The sequence below is a fragment of the Paenibacillus sp. YYML68 genome, assembly GCF_027923405.1.
Lineage (GTDB): Bacteria > Bacillota > Bacilli > Paenibacillales > NBRC-103111 > Paenibacillus_G.
In genome coordinates this window covers 3,010,270-3,031,109 of the sequence record NZ_BQYI01000001.1, presented here as the reverse complement: position 1 = coordinate 3,031,109, position 20,840 = coordinate 3,010,270, and the positions used below count along the sequence as shown (strand labels likewise).

Sequence of the window (20,840 nt, the reverse complement as noted above, 5' to 3'; positions counted from 1 at the left end):
CTGCTGCTCTGCGGCGGACGCTTAATCGATTATGCTCCGAGCAGCTGCACAGGTGCCCCGATACCAGACCTCGCAAAGGAGAGACTCGCATGGAGCAGCCGTCGCGCAATCACGACACGATGAGTGAAGTGGATACGCAGAAGGGGAAGTATGCTCGGTCGAAATACATCGCACTAAGTGACTGGGAATTTGGTAAATATTAATTCATGCTGGCTTCTGAATAGATTTGCGTATTCGAGCCATACTAAGCTTCGACGGTGAAAGAGAGGTGTTGTGTGATGAGCCATATAACGAACGCAACCGAGGGAAGTTGTTATTGAATCCAAGTAGAGCGAGGGGATGTGCCGCAGACACGTTCAAGTAGTGTAAGCTACGAGTGTGATCGAGGTTGACCCGGATTCATGAGGATCAAGGCAGTGTCCATTCAATCACCGTCAGGGACCCCGAGAGGGCAATGTCATTAAGTTAAGGCGCAGAGCCATATATCAAGAAAAAGAGCAGGTTATCGAATAGATAGCCCGCTCTTTTTCTTTGCACAAAACGAAAAAAGACTTGACAAATAAGCGAAGGTGTGTATCGTAACCCCTTGGAAATACGAGGAGGTTTTGCCCATGCATGCTTACGAGAGTTCACTAAAAGAAACGCTGACAACCCTCATTCGAGAGATGTCAGCGGCACCAGCGCCTTATGTCAAAAACCCAGAAAAAGACTTTACCCGGAAGAAAAAACTGCCCTTCGAAACGATGATGCAACTTCTGATCTCTATGGGAGGAAACAGCATATACAAGGAGCTCTTGGAATCACAAGGTTATGACGTAAACACGGCAACGACTTCCGCTTTTGTCCAACAACGCAATAAAATTTTGCCTTCTGCTGTAGAATGCTTATTTCACAAATTCACTCAAACGTACAAGGATATCAAGGATTACCGCGGGTATCGATTACTTGCCATTGACGGTTCGGATTTACATATCGCAACGGATCCGGCTGACAAGAACAGCTTCTTTCAAAGTCAACCGGGCACGAAAGGCTATAACCTCCTGCATTTGAACGCAGCGTACGACCTATGCAACAGACTATACGTGGATGCTCTTGTCCAGCCAAGAAGACTAAGTAACGAGGGAAGGGCATTGGCAACCATGGTTGATCGTTCGCCGATCAAGAGCAAAACCATTGTGATCGCAGACAGAGGCTATGAAAGCTACAACAATTTCGCGCATATTGAACGTAAAGGGTGGAACTACATCATTCGGGTAAAGGATTTGGATTCCAGCGGTATTCTGTCTAGCTTACGTTTGCCCGACAGTGGAGAGTTTGATCGATATATCCATCTGACACTTACCAGAAAACAAGCCAAAGCGTTCAGAGCTTATCCTGGGTACAAATTCCTTCCGTCCAATTCTACATTTGATTTTTTGGATTTGCATGAAAACATGATTTACCCGCTATCTTTTCGGGTTGTTCGTTTCGTCCTGCCTGACGGGGCTTATGAAACCGTCATTACGAATCTTTCTGCCGCAGAATTCCCACCCGATGAACTTAGATCCCTTTATCACATGAGATGGGGCATTGAAACCTCGTTTAGGGCATTAAAATACACGGTGGGTCTGACGAGTTTCCACGCAAAGAAGCAAGCATTCATCGCCCAAGAGATTTATGCAAGAATGATTCTCTACAACTTCGCTGAAATGATGACCTCGCACGTCGTCATTTCGCAAATGGATAAACGGCATTCATATCAAGTCAATTTCACGGTTGCCGTTCACGTTTGTAGACAATTCTTGCGCTCTCGAGGCGATGAACCCCCGCTCGATGTAGAAGCGCTGATACGCAAAAACATTTTGCCGATTCGACCCATTCGCCCGGGACAAATGAACACGCGCAAAATCCGCTATAAATCAGTTGTCAGCTTCGTCTACAGAGTAGCATAATACGATTCATATGAACACTTTTTTAAGCGGATTATCTATCCGTTTGTTTGCTATACCTATTTTTCAGTCTTGCAACAAAAAACAAACGGCACAGGGATTTTCCCTATGCCGTTTTGGCTTCCATTTTCTTTTCCGGTTTAGTCTTTGAGATTAACTTAATGACATTGCCCGAGAGGGGTCCTTTTTGTCGATATATCGTCGGCTCGGGACAGCACCTTTACAATACATTAAGTCGTAGATGTCCCTCCTTGGCATATCCTTAACTGGAATGTCAATCTATGCTAGGAGGGAATTCATGTATTCCGTATGGAGCAAGCAAGCTCGTAAGGCGGTCGCAGCAACGATCGTGCTGTCGCTCATGGTCGTGTCGCTGGTCGTTGACGTTCGTCAAGCAGAGGCGGTCACCACGTCGTATGACAGCACGTACTACAGCAGCGCCATGGGGAAGACGGGAAGCCAGCTGAAGGCGGCGCTGCACAACATCATCGACGACCATGTGAGGCTGTCGTATGACAACGTATGGGTCGCGCTGCGTGACACAGATCAAGATCCGAACAATCCGAACAACGTCATCCTGCTGTACACCGGCCGCTCTCAGGGGAAGTTCACGAACGGCGGCGGGGTGAACGACTGGAACCGCGAGCACGTCTGGGCGAAGTCGCACGGCAACTTCGGCACGTCGATGGGAGCGGGTACGGACCTGCACCATCTGCGTCCGACCGATGTGTCGGTCAACAGCGCGCGCGGCAACAAGGACTTCGATAATGGCGGCTCGGCTCACTCCGAATGCACGCTGTGCCGCACCGACAGCGACTCCTGGGAGCCGCGTCCCGCGGTGAAGGGCGATGTCGCCCGCATGCTGTTCTACATGGCCGTTCGCTATGAGGGCGACAGCGGCGAGCTGGATCTGGAGCTGAACCATTACGTGAATAACGGCAGCTCCCCGTATCACGGCAAGCTATCCACCCTGCTGCAATGGCACAAGGAGGACCCGGTCGACGCCTTCGAGCGCCGGCGTAACGACATCATCTACACGAAGTACCAGAAGAACCGCAATCCGTTCATCGACCATCCGGAATGGGCGGAGCAAATTTTCAGATAAGCGGTGTGTATAGATTCGGTCAATCGGGCCATACTAAGCTTCGACGGTGAGTAGAGAGGTGTTGTGTGTTGAGCTATATAACGAACACAGCCACAGGAAGTTGTTATTGACTCCTATACGAGCGAGGGGATGTGCCAAAGACACGTACAAGTAGTGTAAGCTACGCGGTATAGTCGAGGTTGACCCGGATTCAGAAGGATCAAGGCAGTATCCATTCATCACCGTCAGGAAGAACCCCGCAAGGGGTTCTTTTTATATTTTTCCTTGCCGATGCATAGTAAACCAGTTAAATCCAAATAAATAACGTTATCTTCCGTAATCAAGCGAGGCGAGGCTGATGTTTGGACGCAACCATAAGAGCAATCCGGATTCAGAACAAGCGCATCACAGCGATCAACGAATCGGCGATCTATCTCATCTGGAACAACCGCTGCAGTCTGACTATGCGCGTAATGTGGACGCACTCCGTTCCATCTATGCCCATTGCTCGGATGTTAACTTCCGGTCGTTCCTCATAGGCGGTAAGACCAATGCGATGCTAATCTACATAGAAGGTCTGTGCAACACGGCGCAGATCAATGAGCATGTACTGGGTAAGCTCGTGCAGGCCAATAACGAAGATGTAGCTTCTATAGAAATGCTCGTGAACACGCTGACCGTCTCGAAGGCAGACATCGTGACGACACTGGCCGACTGTACGCAAGCCATATCCGCAGGGAATCCGGTGCTGCTGTATGAAGGGGAGGCGAAGGGCGCTTCCTTCGGTCTAAGTGAATGGGAGAAGCGTTCTGTGGAGGAGCCGACCGCAGAGTCGGGCGTCAGGGGCCCGAGAGAGGGCTTCTCCGAGACACTCCAAGTCAACACTTCGCAATTGCGACGCATTATCAAGAGTCCTGCGCTTAAGCTTGAATCGGTCAGTATCGGACAATACACGCAAACCCAAGTGATCGTCGCCTATATAGAGGGGGTCGCAGACCCGAAGCTCATCGAAGACGTGAAGGAGCGGCTGGATCGCATACAGATCAACGGAATTCTCGAGAGCGGGTATATCGAGGAAATGATTGAGGACAACCCGTACTCTCCATTCCCGCAAGTCCAGTCGACGGAACGGCCGGATACTGCTTGCTCTGCCCTGCTTGAGGGAAGGGTTGCCATTCTGACGGAAGGTACCCCGTTCGTATTGATCGTTCCCACTACCTTGTTTTCATTGCTTCAATCGCAAGAGGATTATTATCAAAGATTTTGGGCCAGCACAGCGATCCGCTGGTTGAGATACTTGTTTACGTTGTTTTCCATCCTGCTGCCGTCTTTATATGTGGCTATCATTACATTCCATCAGGAGATGGTGCCGACGGCCTTACTGATTACGATGGCGGCTTCCCGGGAAAGCGTTCCGTTCCCTGCGCTCATTGAGGCGTTCATTATGGAGGTTACCTTTGAAGTGCTGCGCGAAGCGGGCGTCCGATTGCCTAAACAAATTGGTCCTGCTGTCAGTATCGTTGGCGCACTCGTGATTGGACAGGCTGCCGTGCAAGCAGGCATCGTTTCTCCACCGATGGTGATCGTCGTTGCCATTACAGGGATTGCGTCGTTCATGGTTCCGCGTTATATCGTCGGGCTTTCTTTTCGGATGCTGAGGTTTCCGATCATCTTACTGTCCGGGACGCTAGGTCTGTTAGGGGTTATTCTGGGCATGTGTGTCATTGTTATCCACTTATGCAACTTGAGATCATTCGGGTCTCCCTACTTGTTGCCGCTATCTTCCGTGAATCGGGCAGGAATGAAGGATATAGCGGTCAGAGCGCCATGGTGGGAGTTGAAGTCACGCAGCTAAGGAGTGCCGAGCTTGAGAGTCTTAATCATGTTGCTACTAGTCAGTGCAGTCGTTCTCCCTCTTAGTGGATGCTGGGATCGTACGGAAGTTAATGACATTGCCATTATTACGGCGGCCAGTATGGATAAGAAAGAAGGGCAGGTGGAAGTGTCGGTGCAAGTATTCAATCCGAGCTCCTTGGGCGGCGGGACCGGGCAAGGCGGGAGCAGTGGAGGAGACATGCGCACGATCGTAAGATCCGGAGAAGGCCGCAATATCGCCGATGCGGTATCGAGGCTGCAGACCAAGCTGCCGCGCAATCTATTTTGGGGACATTGCAAAGTCTTCATCATGAGTAAGAGCATCGCGGAGGAGGGGATTCGGGATGAGATGGATTTCTTATTACGCCATTCCCAGCCACGAGAGCGTGCTTATATGTATGTGAGCAACGGGCGAGCTGCCAGCGTGCTGGAGCTACTCCCTCCGATCGAACGAACCTCAGGCGAGGTGATCCGGGAAATCTCCGATCTCGGTATCGGGATGAAGGTGACATTGAAGGATTTGAATCTAATGATCAAGAGCGGGGCAAGATCAGCCATATTGCCGTTGGTTGATAGATTGGCTCCAAGACAAGGGGAAGAGCAGAATAGAACCATTCCATACATGACTGGAGCGGTGGTATTCAGGAACGACAAGATGGTGGGGACGATATCGGATCTGGCTTCAAGAGGGGTGATGTGGATTCGGAACGAAGTGGAGCGAGCCACTATTACAACGGAGCCGGAGGACGATATGAGCTCAATCTCCGTATATCCGGTGAAGCAATCGACGACGTTGACCCCTAGGATCGTTGATGGACAATGGAGCATGCAGATCGGAATTACAATGGTGGGGGATCTTGTGATGAATGGAACTCCGTATAACCCGATGGAGCCTGAGGTACTGAACAGAATGGAGCAAGCGGTGAGAGTTGCCGTTCAGCGGAGAGTAGAGCTGGCCTTACATCAGGTTCAGAAGGAGATGCAGGTTGATATCTTCGACTTTGCTGAACGCTTCCATCAACAGTATCCGAAGCAGTGGAGCAAGGTGAAGGACGACTGGGAGGAAGTGTTCGCGACCCTAGAAGTGCCTGTCGATATTTCGGTCACGATCCGACGTCCAGGCATGATCCTGTCGCCTGCCGGACTTCCGGAGAATAGAGTGAGTCCGTCATGAGATGGGGCAATGTGTTGATCGTAACGTTGATCATGATCGGCATTGCGGCTTATGAGCTTCCTAAGCTGAAGAAGCATGCCAGGAAGGACAGAGCCGTCTTCATCATCCTGCTCTTGACGGGGTGGCTGCTGCTTCTATTCGACTTGCCCTATACGAAGGGGCCGATCACGTTGGTTGAAGCGTTGTTCAAGCCGCTGTCTACAATTATCGAACCCGAATAAGGAAGGCGAGCCTATTGATCGACAAAGGGAAAATATCGGCGCTCCAGGTCGCTTGCATGATGTACGCGATCATGATCTATACGGCGGTCCTTGCTGAACCCGGAATTACCGCGCATTATGCAGGCAAAGATTCGTGGTGGTCACCGTTCATCGCTTCACAGGTGGGCTTCTTGACTCTCTATATTGTACATAAGCTCCATAAGCTGTATCCCGGATTAACGGTTATCCAGTATGGTACGCACATCGTCGGCAAGGCTGCTGGGAAGCTGTTGGGGCTTCTATTTTTGGGCTTTTATATACATCTGAACGGATTAAACACGCGAGAGTATTCGGAGTTTATTGTGGCTGTATTTCTTCCGCGTACACCGATCATAGTCGTCATTGCAACCATTCTCCTTGTCGCAGCCTACAGCGTTCGAGGCGGCGTTGAAAGTGTGGCCAGAAGCGCTTTCATTTTGACGATCACTTCCATAGCTATCCCGATGGCGATCAGTCTATTGTTAATTCCGGATTTGGACTTCAGATATATGTTTCCGATGCTGGAGCATGGCGTCATGCCGATGATCCGAGGGGCGTATGTTTCACAGGCTTGGTATAGCGAGGTGTTCCTCGTCTCGTTCTATCTTCCGTTCGTATCTGATTCGAAGACTGGACCGAGATGGGGCTTCATCGCCATCTTGACGGCCATGCTAATCCTCACCTACGCGAACCTGGTGCTTCTATGCTTGTATAATGGGGATGAAGCCTCCATGATGTATCCGATCTTAAGCGCTTATCGGTACATTAGCGTAGGCGGGTATATCGAGAATCTAGAGTCTGTCATTATGACTACATGGGTGATGGGTAACTTGGTGAAGATCTCGGTCTTTTACTATGCGATCGTGCTGGGGACGGCGCAGTGGTTGAAGCTATCGGACTATCGACCTCTTGTCCTGCCCATGGGTCTGCTGCTGACCGCGACCAGTATATGGGGAATGCCCAGCTCACAGAGTGTGACTCAATTTGTATGGGGGACTTTCCCCGTGTATGCAACGTTCATGCAGACGATCGTTCCGCTCGTTCTGCTCCTCATTGCGGTGACGAAGCTCAGAGCTCGGAGGGGATAGACGGTGCGATGCGCATTCGAGGAGTGCAGGGGAGGCGATCCTTGAATGGTCCAACGTGTGTCGATGCGAAAAATTGGTTCAGTCGTGTATACGAAGCCCCACACCGGGCCATACTTGAATTATCGACATCCGAAAATGTCGTAGCAACCGCGAAAGAAGACTTACGTTCCCCATAAGCTCTTCGTCCGGTTTCTCCTCTCCCATGTAGACCCTCGTCGCGAGACGGGGGTCGATTTGTTGTTTATTACTGATGATACAATCGATCATATAGACGGCGAATATGGCACTAGTTGATAAAGCGGAAGTGGCAATGAACATGATTGCTAAAGGTATGCAAGTAGATAGACATCATTATGGAGTTAACAGGCTTACCGATAATTGAGATAGAGAAGCTAATGAAGTTCAAACGCCATGAACAAATAAATGCTCGCGACTCAGGTCGTGAGCATTTATTTGTTCAGCCTTGAAAAAGGGTGTCAGCACGGCACGAATTTAGCGAATTCCTTCGTAATAAGTGACGAGAAAGATGCGGGTGAGCCAGAGTGAAGGAGGTGATGTAAGCAATCAATAGCCCTCGCCGTTTGAATAGGTGTGTGCTATTTAAAGCGCGCACCTCAGTTATCGGTTAAACGTTTTTCGCCGATGCCAGATATATATTGGATCAATTCCGTCGGCCTTCCATCGGCCGCTTGGAGCTGCTAGCCGGACCAGCCTATCATATCCCCCTTCTCAGCATCAAGGACCGCTCCGCTTGCCTTTTCTACTAGTATTTATCAAACCCCAATCTAGTAAACTGCGATGGTTTTGCCTCAAAGTGTATATATTATTAAAATTTTATTTTAATGGAAATTTTTACTTGTATTAATATAATCGTGAATCCGTGACAGCCCGCTCGTGACTGTAGGGAAATGGTAAAAGCATCAAGGTAATGAGCATTTCAATTGAACTTCCTCGCGTGGACAAAAAAAGCACATGTTGAAACACGCCTACGCGTGAAGGCGTATACACCCCTATTAAACATTGAGTCTCAAGTGGTTAGGATGGTGAGATACACACGTCGCAACGTTTGAAACCAAGGACTGTGCGTTCCAAATGCGAATTTGACTTGCCTAGCATGTCTTACGAGTCGTGAAGCATGGTAGATCATATTCTGAATGACCGTGCGAATCCGTCTGCGGCCAACATTGTTTCGAATCGGAGAGTCGGGAATCTGCAGACTGAGTTGCCCCATCAAGCGAAGCATATTGTATGCGAACACGCCCGCATGCAATATGAGATTGTTGGTTGCAAACTTGCCAGCGGGCAAGCGTTCCAGATCAAGGTCTGTCTTGATCTCACTGTGGTACTGTTCACTGGTGCCGTGATCGCGATACAGTTCAATGACCCGCCAAGCCGAGCAACGCAAGGAAGTCCAGTACACCTCGACCTCGATCTCAGGAACGAGGAAGATTTGACCTTCACGGCTTATGGTTCGTTCGATGACACGAAACACTTGACGCAGCGGCTCGTCAAATCCTTGTTCACGAATGAGCATCGACCCGATGTATACCTTCTTTCCTTCGCGTTCTTCGCAGCATATGCCCAGATCTTGTGCGAACAAGAGCCACGTCTCCTTTGGATCTCTTCGCAGATTTTTCTTGATGATGTAATCGGCACGAGTTTCTTGAGTGTGACAGACCTTCAGATTCGCCAAGCAGTCGTTGCCTGCATCCATTCGAACAAGGAGCGGACGGTCTGTGACTCGGCGTGCATATTGAATGCTGGCCTTCAAAAATTCATCCGTGTTCTTCTGGCAATGCACGCTGCCCTCACGCAGTTCCACATGGACGCCGTAGCCCTCTTTGCCCAAGTAAGAGAAGATCGGAGCAAAACCATCATGGCCTTTGTAGGTGCGAGATACGCCTTCTTTTTTCGTGCGGGAGTTGTCAAAGGGAGACACATCGATATCGAGCGGCAACAACGTAGTCCGTTCCTTCTCGCCCAGGACAAGAAGATCAACACCCGTAAGCGGGGCGGCCACTCGGCGTAACAGGTCCGCCGACTCTTCCAGCACAATATCTTTCCATATCGACGAACCCGCCATATCTAAGCGCTGGCGCAAGGTTGGACTAGATGGAACATCGCGAATGTCAAGACTGATGCTGAACGCATCGTCTTGCCGGAATGGCTCAATATGATCAAAGTCGCTCTTGCCTTGGCAGAGCAGACCCAAGTAGCTTTTCATCACATCAGCATTCGAGATATCTGGATTCGGGTTCTCGGGCAATACCGTTTTATTCAAACGTGCACCGAGATTAGTCTTTGCTAGCAAAGCTCCAATAGCGGTTAACCCGGTATGTGTGGTTAAGTACTCATTAGATTGGACGAATTCGAACTTCAAGCCAATCACCCCATTGGTGAAAGTATTGGATCGTTATAATCCTTTAATTTCGACACAAAATCTTGGATTCCCTCTATTTTTCTCTTGTTTTCATATTCTTTTATCACGGATTCACGTATAATTACCTAATATAATAAAGGAGTATTCTGGTGGTCCTGTATAGATGTAACTGTCGATTCATTCTATGAAAGAATCTGATGCGGTTATCAACAGAATATTCTTTATACCATTGAAAAGGGGGCGAGGTCTACATGAATTAATAGAGGAAGGCATTCTGAATGACAACAAATTTTAAGAGGAGGAAGAATATGAAATTAAGATTGAAATCCCTGCTTGCGTCCGTTTTTGCTTTGTTTTGTGTTTTGTGCGTTCAAACAAACGGTTTCGCCGCACCAGCATACGATGGAGTTGTCAAAGTGAACCAACCGTCAGGCGAATCGTTTCAAGTTACGGTGCATGGTGATGAATGGTTCCATTGGGCAAGCACAGAAGATGGTGACATACTTTTGCAAGATCAGGAGGGGTATTGGAATTACGCTGAACTTACATCTAACGATTTGAAATCGACGGGGAAAAAACACAAAATTGATAAGAAGCCAACGGGAGCGGTAAATAAGAAAAATTTGGACATATGGATACAGAAAAACAAGCCATTCGAAAAGAAAAAACAGGAGTTCAAGAATGAGCAACAAAATGAATCCTTGTCTTCTCCTGAAAGCTCTGAATCAAAAGCATTTACGGGAGCAGCAGAAAATATGGACGGAACGGTCGCTCCAGTTTTAGGAACCAAGAAGCTACTTGTTTTGTTAATTGGATTTACAAATGTTGATATCGCATACAGTGACAACAGTTGGAGCAACAGTTTCTTTTCGGTAAATCAAAAGTCAGTAAGGAATTATTATAATGAAGTGAGTAATGGAAAATTACAGCTCACTCCAGTTTCGGAGTCAAGTGGTACGGCAAACGATGGAGTGGTAAAGGTGAAATTAGACTATGCTCATCCTGATAACTCGGGAAAAAACTTTGGCACGGTTGTAAGAGATGCACTGGCTAAAGCTGATCCTACGGTGAATTTCGCTAGTCTGGATACCAATAATGATCAAGTCATTGACTCCAAAGATGGCTTCTACATTGTAACTGTTCTTGCTGGCGGTGAAGAGGCTAGTGGTGATCCAGTACCCAATGTATGGGCATTTCAGGGGAATACTTCTAACACCAGTCTCGATGGTGTGACAGTAGCAGGTATGTTTACGATGCAGGGTGAAAAACAATATGGTCATATGGCAACGATTGGTATGGCTGCTCATGAATTGGGTCATTCCTTTGGCCTTCCAGACTTATATGGGACTAATAATCGTGTGGGCGCTCTGAGCATAATGGGTACTGGAACCTGGAATAGTCTTCCTGGTGAAAATTATGGAGCTACCCCCGGTCATTTGGATGCTTGGTCAAAAGTAAAACTAGGGTTTGTTACACCAACTGTAGTAAATGCCACTAACAATTATACAGTACAGGGCATCCTAAATAATTATAATGTTCTAAAGATTCCTTTAAAGGATAATACGTATTTTTTAGTTGAGAATCGCCAAAAAGTTGGATATGATGCAAGCTTGCCAACAAATTCTGGCGGCATCGCGATTTGGCATTTGGATGAATCCATGAATAATACCACGAATGATCCTCATCCTTTCATGGATATAGAGCAATCCGTCAGCGAATACCAAGACCCGTTCTATTACACGAATAACAATCATGCTGCTACCTTTGGTCCAAGCACCAATCCGAACAGCAATACCTACACGGGTGTAAACTCGGGAGTCACGATTACGACGACGAGCACAAGTAATTCTGCCATGAATGTGACAGTCACAGTTGGAGAAGCTTTGCTGATTCCGCAAACGAATTGGACACTAAGATATGTAGATAGTCAGGAAACCAATTGGGAAAACGGTGCAGCAACAAACGCTTTTGATGGAAATGCAAACACAATTTGGCATACCGGATATTCAAGTGGAGATGTTCCAATGCCGCACGAGATACAAATTGACTTGGGAGCAACCTACAGCCTCTCGAAGTTCCGCTACTTGCCAAGACAAGATGGTAGTGTGAACGGCAGAATTGGTCAATATGAGTTCTACGTCAGTAGTGATGGAGTGAATTGGGGAGCAGCAGTAGCCACAGGTGCCTTTGCAAATGACTCCAACTTGAAGGAAATCAGTTTTGCAGCCAAGACAGGTCGCTATATTAGACTTCGTGTCTTAAGCGAGGCAAACAATAACCCATGGACAAGTGCGGCTGAACTCAATGTATTTGGAGTGGCGCAGTAATGTATTCGTGAGGGTAGCTATGTAAGCGTCAAATAGCCGGCCAGCGCAGAGTTCGTCGCAAGCCTGGTTGACGGTTACGCGTGGATCGACTCCATGCAGTGGGATATTAAAATGCACTAAAGTTGAAATATTTCCCCCAAACATGGCATCAACAAAGAAAACGCTCGCGACTCAGGTCGCGAGCATTTTCATTTTCAACCGTTCCCTCACTCGCCTCTCCGCCCCCGCAGCACTAGCACGATACTCATCATCGCCAGCAGAGCAGCTGATCCCCAAGCTATATACATAATGGAATTCGTTCCGATATTCGCTACACCGACACCCGTCAGCGCCCAAGCGCCTGTCGCGGTGAAGCCCCAATCGCGGAACACGGCTCCAATAACGACGTTCAGCACGACGGCCAGCAGGATCAGCAGAATGGTCCACGTGTCACCCGACAATCCGAAGCCGTCCCAGCCAGCCTGATACAGCACGACAGTGACATTAATGATCGTCGCGACCGAGATCCAGCCCAAGTACACGCTGAACGGCAGCTGAACGAGGAAGCGGATGACCGGAGAGCTCGACCAGCCGTTCGGACGAACGCGGACGTAGGCGGCAATGAGTGTGAGCAGCAGCCCGAGCATTACGAACAGTGAAGCGGTGATGCGCAGCTCATGCCATATCACGATCCAGCCTGCATTGAAGATGCAGCTGATCCAGAACCATGGTCCGAGCGACTGCACCTCAGCCGACGATCTCCCGATCTGTAGAAACTGAACGATGACGAAGGCGATCAGTAGGCAATAGATGACGATCCAGATGCTGAAGGTGTAAGGGGCGGGTGTAATTTGCACCGGGAACATGGCGGATATTTCTCCAGTCGTCCGTCCGCCGAGCGGGATCGTATTAGCCAGAGCGTTCACGATGAGTACGAGCGCAAGGCCGATGGCGTTCAACCACGTGTGGACCTTCAAGCGGTTCAGCTCCTTTCGATCTTTCCTGCGAATGACGCATGGTACATGTCGTTGTTATATGGTATACATGGAAGGGGGATATTATGTCCTTGCTACCTAATCATACCCATGATCGATTATGAATGAACCCGTGAAGGAGCTGACCCTATATGTGGATGAAAATGTTCAAAGCAACAGCCTTCGCTCTGCTGCTGACCGTGGGCTCGATCGCCCTTTTGTTTGCGCTGGACCCGACTCGAGTTCTAGGCTGGGCCGTCAATCCGGCGAACCGGAGCGATGCTGAGCGCTTCCTCTCGCAGCTGGCGCAAGGGAAGCTGGAGGGCGCTGCGACCGCCTTGTCACGGGATGATGCTGGAAGGCAGAAGTGGCTCGAAGGGATGCAGCAACTGCGGGATCGTAAGTTATATCTTACAGGCTACGAGAGGCTTACGGTGCCCTTCGACCGGGATCATATGGACGGCAGAGCTCAGCTTACGTTCATAGCCAATGGGCAGCAGGTGAACTATGAGGCGCTGCTTACGTTCGCAGGTGGAGTGAACCAGGTGTGCATCATAGGGGACACCGAGCTGGTGAAGGAATGGAATAAGGTGAATTGTCATGATTAAACCATGAATGTCGAATCCTCCTTAATGGTGATGTTTATTATTGAAAGATTAGTAGAATAGTGCTAAATTACAATAGGTATATATTTACTATATTGTAGGAGGTATGACTTACATGAAATTCAAACAATTAAAGGGATTTGTTGTTGGGTTTACGTGTTGTGCACTATTTACTACTGGTGTTGCGTATGCAGCAGGAGGCACACAGATAGAAGTGTTCTATAAAAACTTAAAATACATGATCGACGGTACGGAGAAGCGGCCATCAGAAGGACAAGGCTTTATTTACGATGGCACAACATACGTTCCGCTTCGTTTTATAGGTGAAGCTCTCGGGAAAGAAGTGAGCTGGGATGCTTCGACGGAGACGATATGGGTTGGGAAAAAGGAAGGGGCATTTAAGAATTTAACAGAAATTGACTATGCCCGGATGGATGGTGTAGCAAAGACTAAGTTGTCTTTTAATGAGTGGAAATATCCTGCGGGACTGAAATTTAAGATTGCTGGACACGAGTTCTATAATGGATTGGGAATCGTTCTTGATGAATACTATTTCTATGAAGATTCAGTGGGTTCAATAGATTACAATTTAAACGGAGAATATGTGAAGCTGTCTGGAAAAATAGGTGTAGATGATAACACGAAAAGCTCAGACAATACCGGAACTGTAGTCATTATCGGTGATGGAAAAGAGCTTTATCGTAAATCCAATTTAAGAGGCGGAGATAACCCAGCTCCAGTCGAGGTAGACTTGAAGGGAGTTCTCAAGCTTCAAATTAAATTCGAAGCTCAAGACAATAAGAGTCGGGATGAGGGTAAAATTAATATCGGTTTTGTTGATGTAAAGCTATACTAATTGTTCGTATGGGCAATATGTTTTTCAATCAAAGCACCCGCAACCACCACCTCAGCACAGGCCGAGGCTGGTAGCTGCGGGTGCTTATATTTTCCCACAACGTCCCGTCCAGCCTTTGTACACGGTTCGCCGTTTATGGTACGATAGCGGTAATTATGCAGGTAAAGGATGGCAGCAGAGAATGAGGGTTATATCAGGCAGCGCGAAGGGCCGGCCGCTGAAGGCGGTTCCGGGGATGGGGACACGGCCGACGACGGATAAGGTGAAGGAAGCGATATTCAGCATGATCGGTCCATACTTCGACGGGGGGAAGGTGCTGGATCTGTTCGCAGGAACGGGCGGCCTCAGTATTGAAGCGCTCTCACGCGGCATGGACAGGGCGGTGCTGGCAGATACCGATAAGAAGGCGATCGAGACGATTCGGCTCAATCTGGAGGCGACGCGGATGACGGAGCAGGCGGAGGTGTACCGCAACGATGCGATGCGGGCGCTGAAGGCGCTCGGGAAGCGGGGACAGCAGTTCGACCTCGTCTTCCTCGACCCGCCCTATAAGCAGAAGGTAATCGGCGATCTGCTGGAGCAGCTGGTCGCGGATCGGCTGCTGACCGAGAGTGCGCGTGTCGTGATCGAGCATCCGGCTGACGACCGCTACGACGAGCCTCCGGCGGGTCTGGAGTGGCTGCGACGGGCGGAGTATGGCGATACGGCGGTGACCATTTTACGTAAAATGGAGGGCGAGCCCGCTCACGAAGCGGGGCTAACAGCCGAGGAAGGAGCGCTAGAGGCGGATGAGCGATAAGGAGAAGCAAGGCGAGCAAGCAGAGCTGAACGCGCAGGCAGAGCAAGGCGAGCCAGTGGAGGTGTACGCGCGGCTTAAGCAAGACGAGCAAGCTCACGCTGTACAGCCGAGCTTGAAGATCGCCGTGTACCCGGGCAGCTTCGATCCGGTGACCAACGGTCATCTGGACATTATACAGCGCGCGGCGAAGGTGTTCGACAAGCTGATCGTCGCTGTGCTGAACAATACGAGCAAGAACCCGGCGTTCACCGTCGAGGAGCGGAAGGAGCTGCTGCGCCAGGCGACGAGCGATATGCCGAACGTCGAGATCGACAGCTTCCGGGACCTGCTCATTCATTATATGAAGGAAAAAAACGCCCAGCTCATCGTCAGAGGGCTGCGCGCGGTGACGGACTTCGAGTACGAGCTGCAGCTCGCGTCGACGAACCGGAAGCTGAGCGAGGACATCGAGACGTTCTTCATGACGAGCTCGCCGCAGTTCTCGTACCTCAGCTCCAGCATTGTTAAAGAGATCGCCCGCTTCAGCGGACCGGTCGTCGATCTGGTGCCTCCGGTCGTGGAGCGGGCGCTAAGGGAGAAGTTCGGCGCGGAGCGCAAGAAGTAGCAGGGGGCTGGAGGCTGCAGTGGAGGCATCGTACCCGATGCTGGTGCTGCGTGACGACGCGCACAGGCGCTGCAGCAACCGTCCGCTTCTTGCTCCCCACTTCAACGTCCGCGCTTGAACAAGAAAGCGGCGAATACCGACAGCACGAGCAGCACGAGCAGCGTCGAGCTGAACTGCAGCATGAGCGGGCTGATGAACGGCCACCAGCGGTCTTGATCAAGCGTCCAGCCGGTGCGCAGCGAGACGATCGGTGACCAGACGGACAGCGTCGACTCCTCTTGGAAGTAACGGTTCAGCGGTGTCCAGATGAGCACCGTGCCAACGAAGGCGATCGCGCCGTGCAGTAGCCTCGCGGAGAGGAACTTACGGAACCGCAGGTCGGTCGATGCGGTGAAGCTGCTCACCTGAGCGTGGGTCGAGAAGCCGCCCCAGGCGAGCAGGAAGCTGAGCACGGCGTAGCCGAGCACGGTGCCGCCGCCGTCTGCAAGTCCGATTCGCTCGGCGACGCGGCTCGCTCCGAGGTGAGGCTCGGTCAGGCCGGTCGTGAAGGCGGCGAGCAGCGAGCTGAGCGCGGAAGGGTCCATGTCACGGCTCAGTGAAGCGACAGCTGCGGCTGTCACCTCGAATATACCCGACAGCTGGACGGCGCTCAGCAGCACGGAGAACATCATCATGCAGCCGCCGATGACGAACAGCTGCTGCACGCCTGATGAGACGGCGTCGCCGAGCAGCTTGCCGAACGTGCGGCCGTCGTCGCTGCGGGCGCGCTCGAGCGTCAGCCAGAACGAGCGTGCGTAGCCCTCCTGCTGCGGCGAAGCGATAGGCAGCAGCTGTGGATTGCGGCTGTCGCAGGCAGCTGCGTGCCCGGCGTCTGCGCTGCGTCGCTGCGACTGTATGCGCTGCACGAGCGCCAGCACGAGGGCGGAGCCGTAATGGATAACGGCGAGCGCCAGTCCCGCAGCGGCGCTGTGCAGGAAGCCGACGCCGATGACGCTGACGAGAATGATCGGACTGAGCAGGTGAGAGGCGGCGAGCAGACGTTCGCCTTCGTCGCGAGTGACGAGCTTGCTTTTGCGGAGCGTGCTGACGATGGCGGCTCCTGCGGGCATACCGGCGGTGAAGCTGACAGCCATCACGAGGCCGCCGACACCGGGGATACGGAACAGGATGCGGAACAGCGGCTCCATCAGTGCGCCGAGGCCGTGCAGCAGGCCAAGACCTCGCATGAGCTCCGTTATGATCAGGAAGGGGAGCAGGGCAGGGAATACGAGCTTCCACCACAGCTGCAGCCCTTGCAGAGACGATTGGAACGCTTGGTCGGGATACACGATAATACTGACGACGAGCGACAGCGCCGAAGCGCCGAGCGCAAGTGTCGTCAGCTTAGGGGAGAACAGGGCGGATCGAGGCATCCGAATCCCTCCGGCTTGTCAGATTGAGTATGGTACATGTGTACGCTTGGCCCGAATGGATTAGACCTTGGGTGCGTACAACGACACGATAGACAGAGTGAGAGAGCGGGGAGAGGCATATGCGGCACTCAGGAGCGATGAAGCAGGCGGCGCGTATCGTATTCTCGGTATTCGCGGCCTGTATTGTATTATTCAGCGTCTATTTCATTCCGCTGCCGTTCTACGTCTTCAAGCCGGGTACGGCGGATGTACTGAAGCCGATGGTGGAGGCGACGGCGGCGGGTGACGATCGGGGGCAGTTCATGCTGACGACGGTACAGCTTAGCGATGTGAACGTAGTCGGGTACTTGCTGTCCTTCGTCACGCCGTATCAGGAGCTGCAGCTGAAGAAGGAGGTGCTGAAGAACAACGAGACGAGGGAGGAGTACAGCGAGCGTCAGGAGCTCGTCATGCTGACGTCACAGGCTGGGGCCGTTCAGGCGGCTTACAACAAGCTGGGCGTTCCTTACCGCATCCAGAAGGAGGGCGTCGCGATTCAGCAGGTGTATGCGGATTTCCCGGCGAGCGAGGTGCTGCGTGCCGGTGATTACATTACCGAGGTGAATGGGCAAGCCGTTGCCACCTTCGACGAGCTGCGCGCGCTGCTGGAGCCGCTGAAGGCCGGAGACACTGTACAGCTCGCCTATAAGCGCAAAGGCGTCATCCGCACAAAGGAGCTTGCGGTCGCAGTGCTCCCGAATCAGGAGAAGGTGCCGGATGATCAGAAGCGTGTCGGGCTCGGCGTCGTGCCGGTCGAGGTGCAGAGTGTGAGGGCGGAGAGCGACGACAAGCAGGTGAATATTACGGCGGGCAGCATCGGCGGGCCGTCGGCTGGACTGATGTTCGCGCTGGAGATCTACAACCGTCTTCATCCAGACGATATAACGAAGGGCTACAAGATTGCGGGTACAGGCGAAATTGACCAGAACGGCAAGGTCGGCGTCATCGGCGGCATTAAGTTCAAGGTCGTCGCCGCTGACCGCGAGGGGGCGGACATCTTCTTCGCGCCGAAGGATAGTAAGCTAGCCGACGGGCGAGTGATCCCGAACTACTCGGACGCCGTCAAGCGGGCCGAGGAGCTCGGGACGAAGATGAAGATCGTGCCTGTCGGGACGCTCGACGAGGCGCTTGATTACTTGGCGTCGCTGCCGCCGAAGCCGTAGCGAATCGGCGGCTCGTAATAGTCGCGCAGCCAGTCCTCCGGGCTCGGCGAGTCGTAGCCAAGCGCGTAGGCGGCTGTGGCGCGGATGTCCAGCTCGAGCCACGGCGGCGCGGAGCGGCCGATGTTGGTCACGAGCGGCGCTGACGCGACCGCCTTCATCCGCTTGAGCAGCTGCTGGCCCGCGGGGCTGAAGCCGAGCACGCGGATGTACGGGGCGCCCTGCCGGAGGAGGGCAGGGCTCAGCTCGTCGTGACGGTGGCCGAGCAAGATGCGCAGCAGCATGCGCTGCAGCTTCGTGCGGGTGTAACGCCGCGTCTTGAGCAGGTCGAGCAGCGTGTCCACCGCGCGACCGGAGCTGCTGACGCCGAGCAGAGGCTCGCTGAGCACCGCCTTCAGGCGGTGCTCGAGCCCCTCGCTCACCTCGGCGTAGGCGGAGAGCTGACCCGCAGACTGGGTCAGCAGCTGGTGCAGGAGCGGTCTGGCGTACCGCTCCCAATGCATCGGCGCGCGACCGGCGGCCCACTCACGCGCGAGAATGTCGGCCGTCGCCTGCGGCACGTACGGCCGCACATCCGCAAGCAAGCTGCCCTCAAGCAGCAGCTTGCGAATGGCTGTGGCGCTGGCGATGGCGCTGTCCGTCACGTCCGTCTGGTTATACTCCGCCTTCGTGCGGCGGATCGTCAGCGGACGTATGCGACTATCCAGCCTGCGCAGCGCAATCAGGTAATGCAAGCCGAGCGTATTGTTCGGCTTGGCGAGCTCGGCCTCGTCCGCGCCGAGGACGAAGCGCGCGACGGTGCGGCTGTACGCCGCCGGGTACGGCGCTCCGGTAGCGAGCTCCTTGGCGAGCTCGGCGCGGAACGCGGCCGGCTCATCGTGCAGCAGCTCGGCCGCTGCCTCGAGCATGGTGAGGTCGCCGCTCTCGCTGCCGAAGCAGACGCTGTCGACGACGCCGGTCGCCTCGAGCAGCGAGACCGCGCCGAAGGCGAACCATTCGGCCGGCTGGCAGGCGTAGGCGATCGGCAGCTCGAGTACGACGTCCGCGCCCATCGCGAGAGCCATCTCGGTGCGGGCCCACTTGTTGACGAGGGCGGGCTCGCCGCGCTGCAGGAATGAGCCGCTCATGACGCAGACGCAGGCGTCGGCGCCCGATTCTTTTTTGGATTGCTGGTAATGATAGTAGTGACCGTTGTGCAAGGGATTGTATTCGACAATAAGCCCGACCGTTCGCATAGGAGACTCCTTCCGATTGACATTTGCATGCGGCTGCACTATGCTTGACATTCAAGTCTACTATTTTTCACTATAGCATGAACTGAAAATGTTGACAAAAGGCGAGCTGGGTCGATATAATAATCTTTGTTTGTTTGGAGTGATACTCATGCAATTACATCTGAAGGTGCTTGCATTGAAGGGCTCGATTCCACTTACAGGTCATGAGGATTTGTCGGACGTGCTGCCGAAGGAAGGCAGCTTGATCGGGTACAGTCCGCTTGCGGTAAGTCTGGAGGCGCGAAGCGTGGACGGTGCGGCACAGGTGGAAGGACAGCTGGACATCGACGTGGAGCTGTCTTGCTCACGGTGTTTGGCTCCGGTGTCGATGCATGTAGAGGTTCCGTTTCACGAGACCTTCGTCAAGGGTGAAGAGAAGACGGTCGAGACGGACGACGAAGAGGACGAGGATGATGTTCTTTACGTGACCGACGACCTCATTGAGCTGAAACCTTACTTGGCCGAGAGCGTGCTGTTCTCGCTCCCGTACATTCCATTATGCAAGGAAGCGTGCAAGGGCTTATGTCCGGTCTGCGGCACCGATCGCAATGAGAAGGATTGCGGCTGCAGACAGGAGAAGATTGACCCGCGGATGGCGGGGCTGGCTGACTTTTTCAAGAAGAACGAGTCGGAGTAATGGTTGAAGGGTCCGCTGGGCGGCGCTCATCGTTCCAGCCGATCGCCGGAAGTGTGAATTCGTTGAAGGAGGTGGGAATATGGCAGTACCTCAAAGGAGAACATCCAAGACGCGCCGTGATAAGCGTCGGACTCACTTTAAATTGGAAGTACCGGGCATGGTGAAATGCGAGCATTGCGGTGAATTGAAGTTGGCTCACCGTGTATGCAAATCTTGCGGCACCTACAAGAACAGAGAGATTATCAACCAGTAATGGCGGGTAGGCTCGACGTATAAGAAGATAGCACTCGGCTTAGGCCTGGGTGCTATTTTTTTGTTTTCCTTCGCTTCCCTTTTGCGGTGGAATCCGTTATACTTTCTTTTAAGACTTGGTCATAAGATATAGTGACAGGTCATACGATTGTAA

Annotated in this window: 17 protein-coding genes and 1 pseudogene; 14 read left to right on the top strand and 4 right to left on the bottom strand. The window is 52.2% G+C overall.

Going from position 1 to position 20,840, the window contains the following annotated elements; all coding sequences use genetic code 11:
- Nucleotides 1-611 precede the first annotated feature (611 nt).
- From PAE68_RS13730 to PAE68_RS13705, 6 genes and pseudogenes are all read left to right on the top strand, one after another.
- Nucleotides 612-1,931 (top strand): IS4 family transposase, encoded by a 1,320-nt coding sequence (locus tag PAE68_RS13730; RefSeq protein ID WP_281884388.1) that lies wholly within the window; start codon nt 612-614, stop codon nt 1,929-1,931.
- Nucleotides 1,932-2,334: 403 nt separating this feature from the next.
- Nucleotides 2,335-3,033, top strand: a pseudogene (locus PAE68_RS13725) (endonuclease I family protein); the annotation flags it as partial.
- A 337-nt stretch (nt 3,034-3,370) separates the two neighbouring features.
- The gene (locus PAE68_RS13720) at nt 3,371-4,867 is read left to right on the top strand and encodes a spore germination protein (RefSeq protein WP_281887738.1); all 1,497 of its coding nucleotides are present in this window, start codon (nt 3,371-3,373) and stop codon (nt 4,865-4,867) included.
- A 12-nt stretch (nt 4,868-4,879) separates the two neighbouring features.
- Nucleotides 4,880-6,061, top strand: a complete 1,182-nt coding sequence (locus tag PAE68_RS13715) for a Ger(x)C family spore germination protein (RefSeq protein WP_281887737.1) — start codon at nt 4,880-4,882, stop codon at nt 6,059-6,061.
- Nucleotides 6,058-6,282, top strand: coding sequence for a hypothetical protein (locus PAE68_RS13710; protein ID WP_281887734.1), 225 nt, complete (start codon nt 6,058-6,060; stop codon nt 6,280-6,282). Before PAE68_RS13715 ends, PAE68_RS13710 begins: the two co-directional genes overlap by 4 nt.
- A gap of 14 nt (nt 6,283-6,296) precedes the next feature.
- The gene (locus tag PAE68_RS13705) at nt 6,297-7,388 is read left to right on the top strand and encodes a GerAB/ArcD/ProY family transporter (RefSeq protein ID WP_281887732.1); all 1,092 of its coding nucleotides are present in this window, start codon (nt 6,297-6,299) and stop codon (nt 7,386-7,388) included.
- Between the two features lie 1,027 nt (nt 7,389-8,415).
- On the opposite strand, the gene PAE68_RS13700 is transcribed toward PAE68_RS13705, so the two are convergent.
- Complete coding sequence (locus PAE68_RS13700) at nt 8,416-9,768, bottom strand: IS1380 family transposase (RefSeq protein WP_397378765.1); 1,353 nt, start codon at nt 9,766-9,768, stop codon at nt 8,416-8,418.
- Between the two features lie 308 nt (nt 9,769-10,076).
- Here PAE68_RS13700 and PAE68_RS13695 point away from each other — a divergent pair, with 308 nt between their 5' ends.
- Nucleotides 10,077-12,095, top strand: coding sequence for a M6 family metalloprotease domain-containing protein (locus PAE68_RS13695; RefSeq protein ID WP_281887729.1), 2,019 nt, complete (start codon nt 10,077-10,079; stop codon nt 12,093-12,095).
- A 206-nt stretch (nt 12,096-12,301) separates the two neighbouring features.
- Here PAE68_RS13695 and PAE68_RS13690 read toward each other — a convergent pair whose 3' ends face one another.
- A complete protein-coding gene (locus PAE68_RS13690; RefSeq protein ID WP_281887727.1) occupies nt 12,302-13,051 on the bottom strand; it encodes a TspO/MBR family protein in 750 nt (249 codons plus the stop codon).
- Nucleotides 13,052-13,200: 149 nt separating this feature from the next.
- Between PAE68_RS13690 and PAE68_RS13685 the strand changes: the two genes are divergently transcribed.
- From PAE68_RS13685 to coaD, 4 genes are all read left to right on the top strand, one after another.
- A complete protein-coding gene (locus tag PAE68_RS13685) occupies nt 13,201-13,656 on the top strand; it encodes a hypothetical protein (RefSeq protein ID WP_281887725.1) in 456 nt (151 codons plus the stop codon).
- A 112-nt stretch (nt 13,657-13,768) separates the two neighbouring features.
- Complete coding sequence (locus PAE68_RS13680) at nt 13,769-14,509, top strand: NPCBM/NEW2 domain-containing protein (RefSeq protein ID WP_281887723.1); 741 nt, start codon at nt 13,769-13,771, stop codon at nt 14,507-14,509.
- A 181-nt stretch (nt 14,510-14,690) separates the two neighbouring features.
- Entirely contained in the window at nt 14,691-15,308 is a 618-nt protein-coding gene (rsmD, locus tag PAE68_RS13675; RefSeq protein ID WP_281887721.1) for a 16S rRNA (guanine(966)-N(2))-methyltransferase RsmD, read from the top strand.
- Entirely contained in the window at nt 15,298-15,912 is a 615-nt protein-coding gene (gene coaD / locus PAE68_RS13670) for a pantetheine-phosphate adenylyltransferase (RefSeq protein WP_281887719.1), read from the top strand. The genes rsmD and coaD overlap by 11 nt, the downstream gene beginning before the upstream one ends.
- Before the next feature lie 101 nt (nt 15,913-16,013).
- On the opposite strand, the gene PAE68_RS13665 is transcribed toward coaD, so the two are convergent.
- Nucleotides 16,014-17,324: a nucleoside recognition domain-containing protein gene (locus PAE68_RS13665; protein WP_281887716.1), complete on the bottom strand. Its 1,311-nt coding sequence runs from the start codon at nt 17,322-17,324 to the stop codon at nt 16,014-16,016.
- A 119-nt stretch (nt 17,325-17,443) separates the two neighbouring features.
- Here PAE68_RS13665 and PAE68_RS13660 point away from each other — a divergent pair, with 119 nt between their 5' ends.
- Nucleotides 17,444-18,526, top strand: coding sequence for a SepM family pheromone-processing serine protease (locus PAE68_RS13660; RefSeq protein ID WP_281887714.1), 1,083 nt, complete (start codon nt 17,444-17,446; stop codon nt 18,524-18,526).
- Here the strand turns inward: PAE68_RS13660 and PAE68_RS13655 are convergent.
- The gene (locus PAE68_RS13655) at nt 18,496-19,758 is read right to left on the bottom strand and encodes a nucleotidyltransferase (RefSeq protein ID WP_281887713.1); all 1,263 of its coding nucleotides are present in this window, start codon (nt 19,756-19,758) and stop codon (nt 18,496-18,498) included. The two genes, PAE68_RS13660 and PAE68_RS13655, sit on opposite strands and share 31 nt — an antisense overlap.
- Nucleotides 19,759-19,906: 148 nt before the next feature.
- Here PAE68_RS13655 and PAE68_RS13650 point away from each other — a divergent pair, with 148 nt between their 5' ends.
- Both PAE68_RS13650 and rpmF read left to right on the top strand, forming a co-directional pair.
- Nucleotides 19,907-20,434: a YceD family protein gene (locus PAE68_RS13650; RefSeq protein WP_281887712.1), complete on the top strand. Its 528-nt coding sequence runs from the start codon at nt 19,907-19,909 to the stop codon at nt 20,432-20,434.
- Between the two features lie 79 nt (nt 20,435-20,513).
- Nucleotides 20,514-20,687 carry a 50S ribosomal protein L32 gene (rpmF, locus tag PAE68_RS13645; RefSeq protein ID WP_281887710.1) on the top strand — a complete coding sequence of 58 codons (174 nt, stop codon included), beginning with the start codon at nt 20,514-20,516 and terminating at the stop codon, nt 20,685-20,687.
- The last annotated feature ends 153 nt before the right edge of the window (nt 20,688-20,840 follow it).

What these genes read in the sequence shown, in the direction of transcription:
- PAE68_RS13730 (WP_281884388.1), top strand. Translation starts at nt 612, where the DNA reads ATGCATGCTTACGAGAGTTCACTAAAAGAAACGCTGACAACCCTCATT.
- PAE68_RS13710 (WP_281887734.1), top strand. Translation starts at nt 6,058, where the DNA reads ATGAGATGGGGCAATGTGTTGATCGTAACGTTGATCATGATCGGCATT.
- PAE68_RS13665 (WP_281887716.1), bottom strand. Translation starts at nt 17,324, where the DNA reads ATGCCTCGATCCGCCCTGTTCTCCCCTAAGCTGACGACACTTGCGCTC.
- PAE68_RS13655 (WP_281887713.1), bottom strand. Translation starts at nt 19,758, where the DNA reads ATGCGAACGGTCGGGCTTATTGTCGAATACAATCCCTTGCACAACGGT.
- PAE68_RS13720 (WP_281887738.1), top strand. Translation starts at nt 3,371, where the DNA reads ATGTTTGGACGCAACCATAAGAGCAATCCGGATTCAGAACAAGCGCAT.
- PAE68_RS13680 (WP_281887723.1), top strand. Translation starts at nt 13,769, where the DNA reads ATGAAATTCAAACAATTAAAGGGATTTGTTGTTGGGTTTACGTGTTGT.
- rpmF (WP_281887710.1), top strand. Translation starts at nt 20,514, where the DNA reads ATGGCAGTACCTCAAAGGAGAACATCCAAGACGCGCCGTGATAAGCGT.
- rsmD (WP_281887721.1), top strand. Translation starts at nt 14,691, where the DNA reads ATGAGGGTTATATCAGGCAGCGCGAAGGGCCGGCCGCTGAAGGCGGTT.
- PAE68_RS13650 (WP_281887712.1), top strand. Translation starts at nt 19,907, where the DNA reads ATGCAATTACATCTGAAGGTGCTTGCATTGAAGGGCTCGATTCCACTT.
- PAE68_RS13660 (WP_281887714.1), top strand. Translation starts at nt 17,444, where the DNA reads ATGCGGCACTCAGGAGCGATGAAGCAGGCGGCGCGTATCGTATTCTCG.
- PAE68_RS13685 (WP_281887725.1), top strand. Translation starts at nt 13,201, where the DNA reads ATGTGGATGAAAATGTTCAAAGCAACAGCCTTCGCTCTGCTGCTGACC.
- coaD (WP_281887719.1), top strand. Translation starts at nt 15,298, where the DNA reads ATGAGCGATAAGGAGAAGCAAGGCGAGCAAGCAGAGCTGAACGCGCAG.
- PAE68_RS13695 (WP_281887729.1), top strand. Translation starts at nt 10,077, where the DNA reads ATGAAATTAAGATTGAAATCCCTGCTTGCGTCCGTTTTTGCTTTGTTT.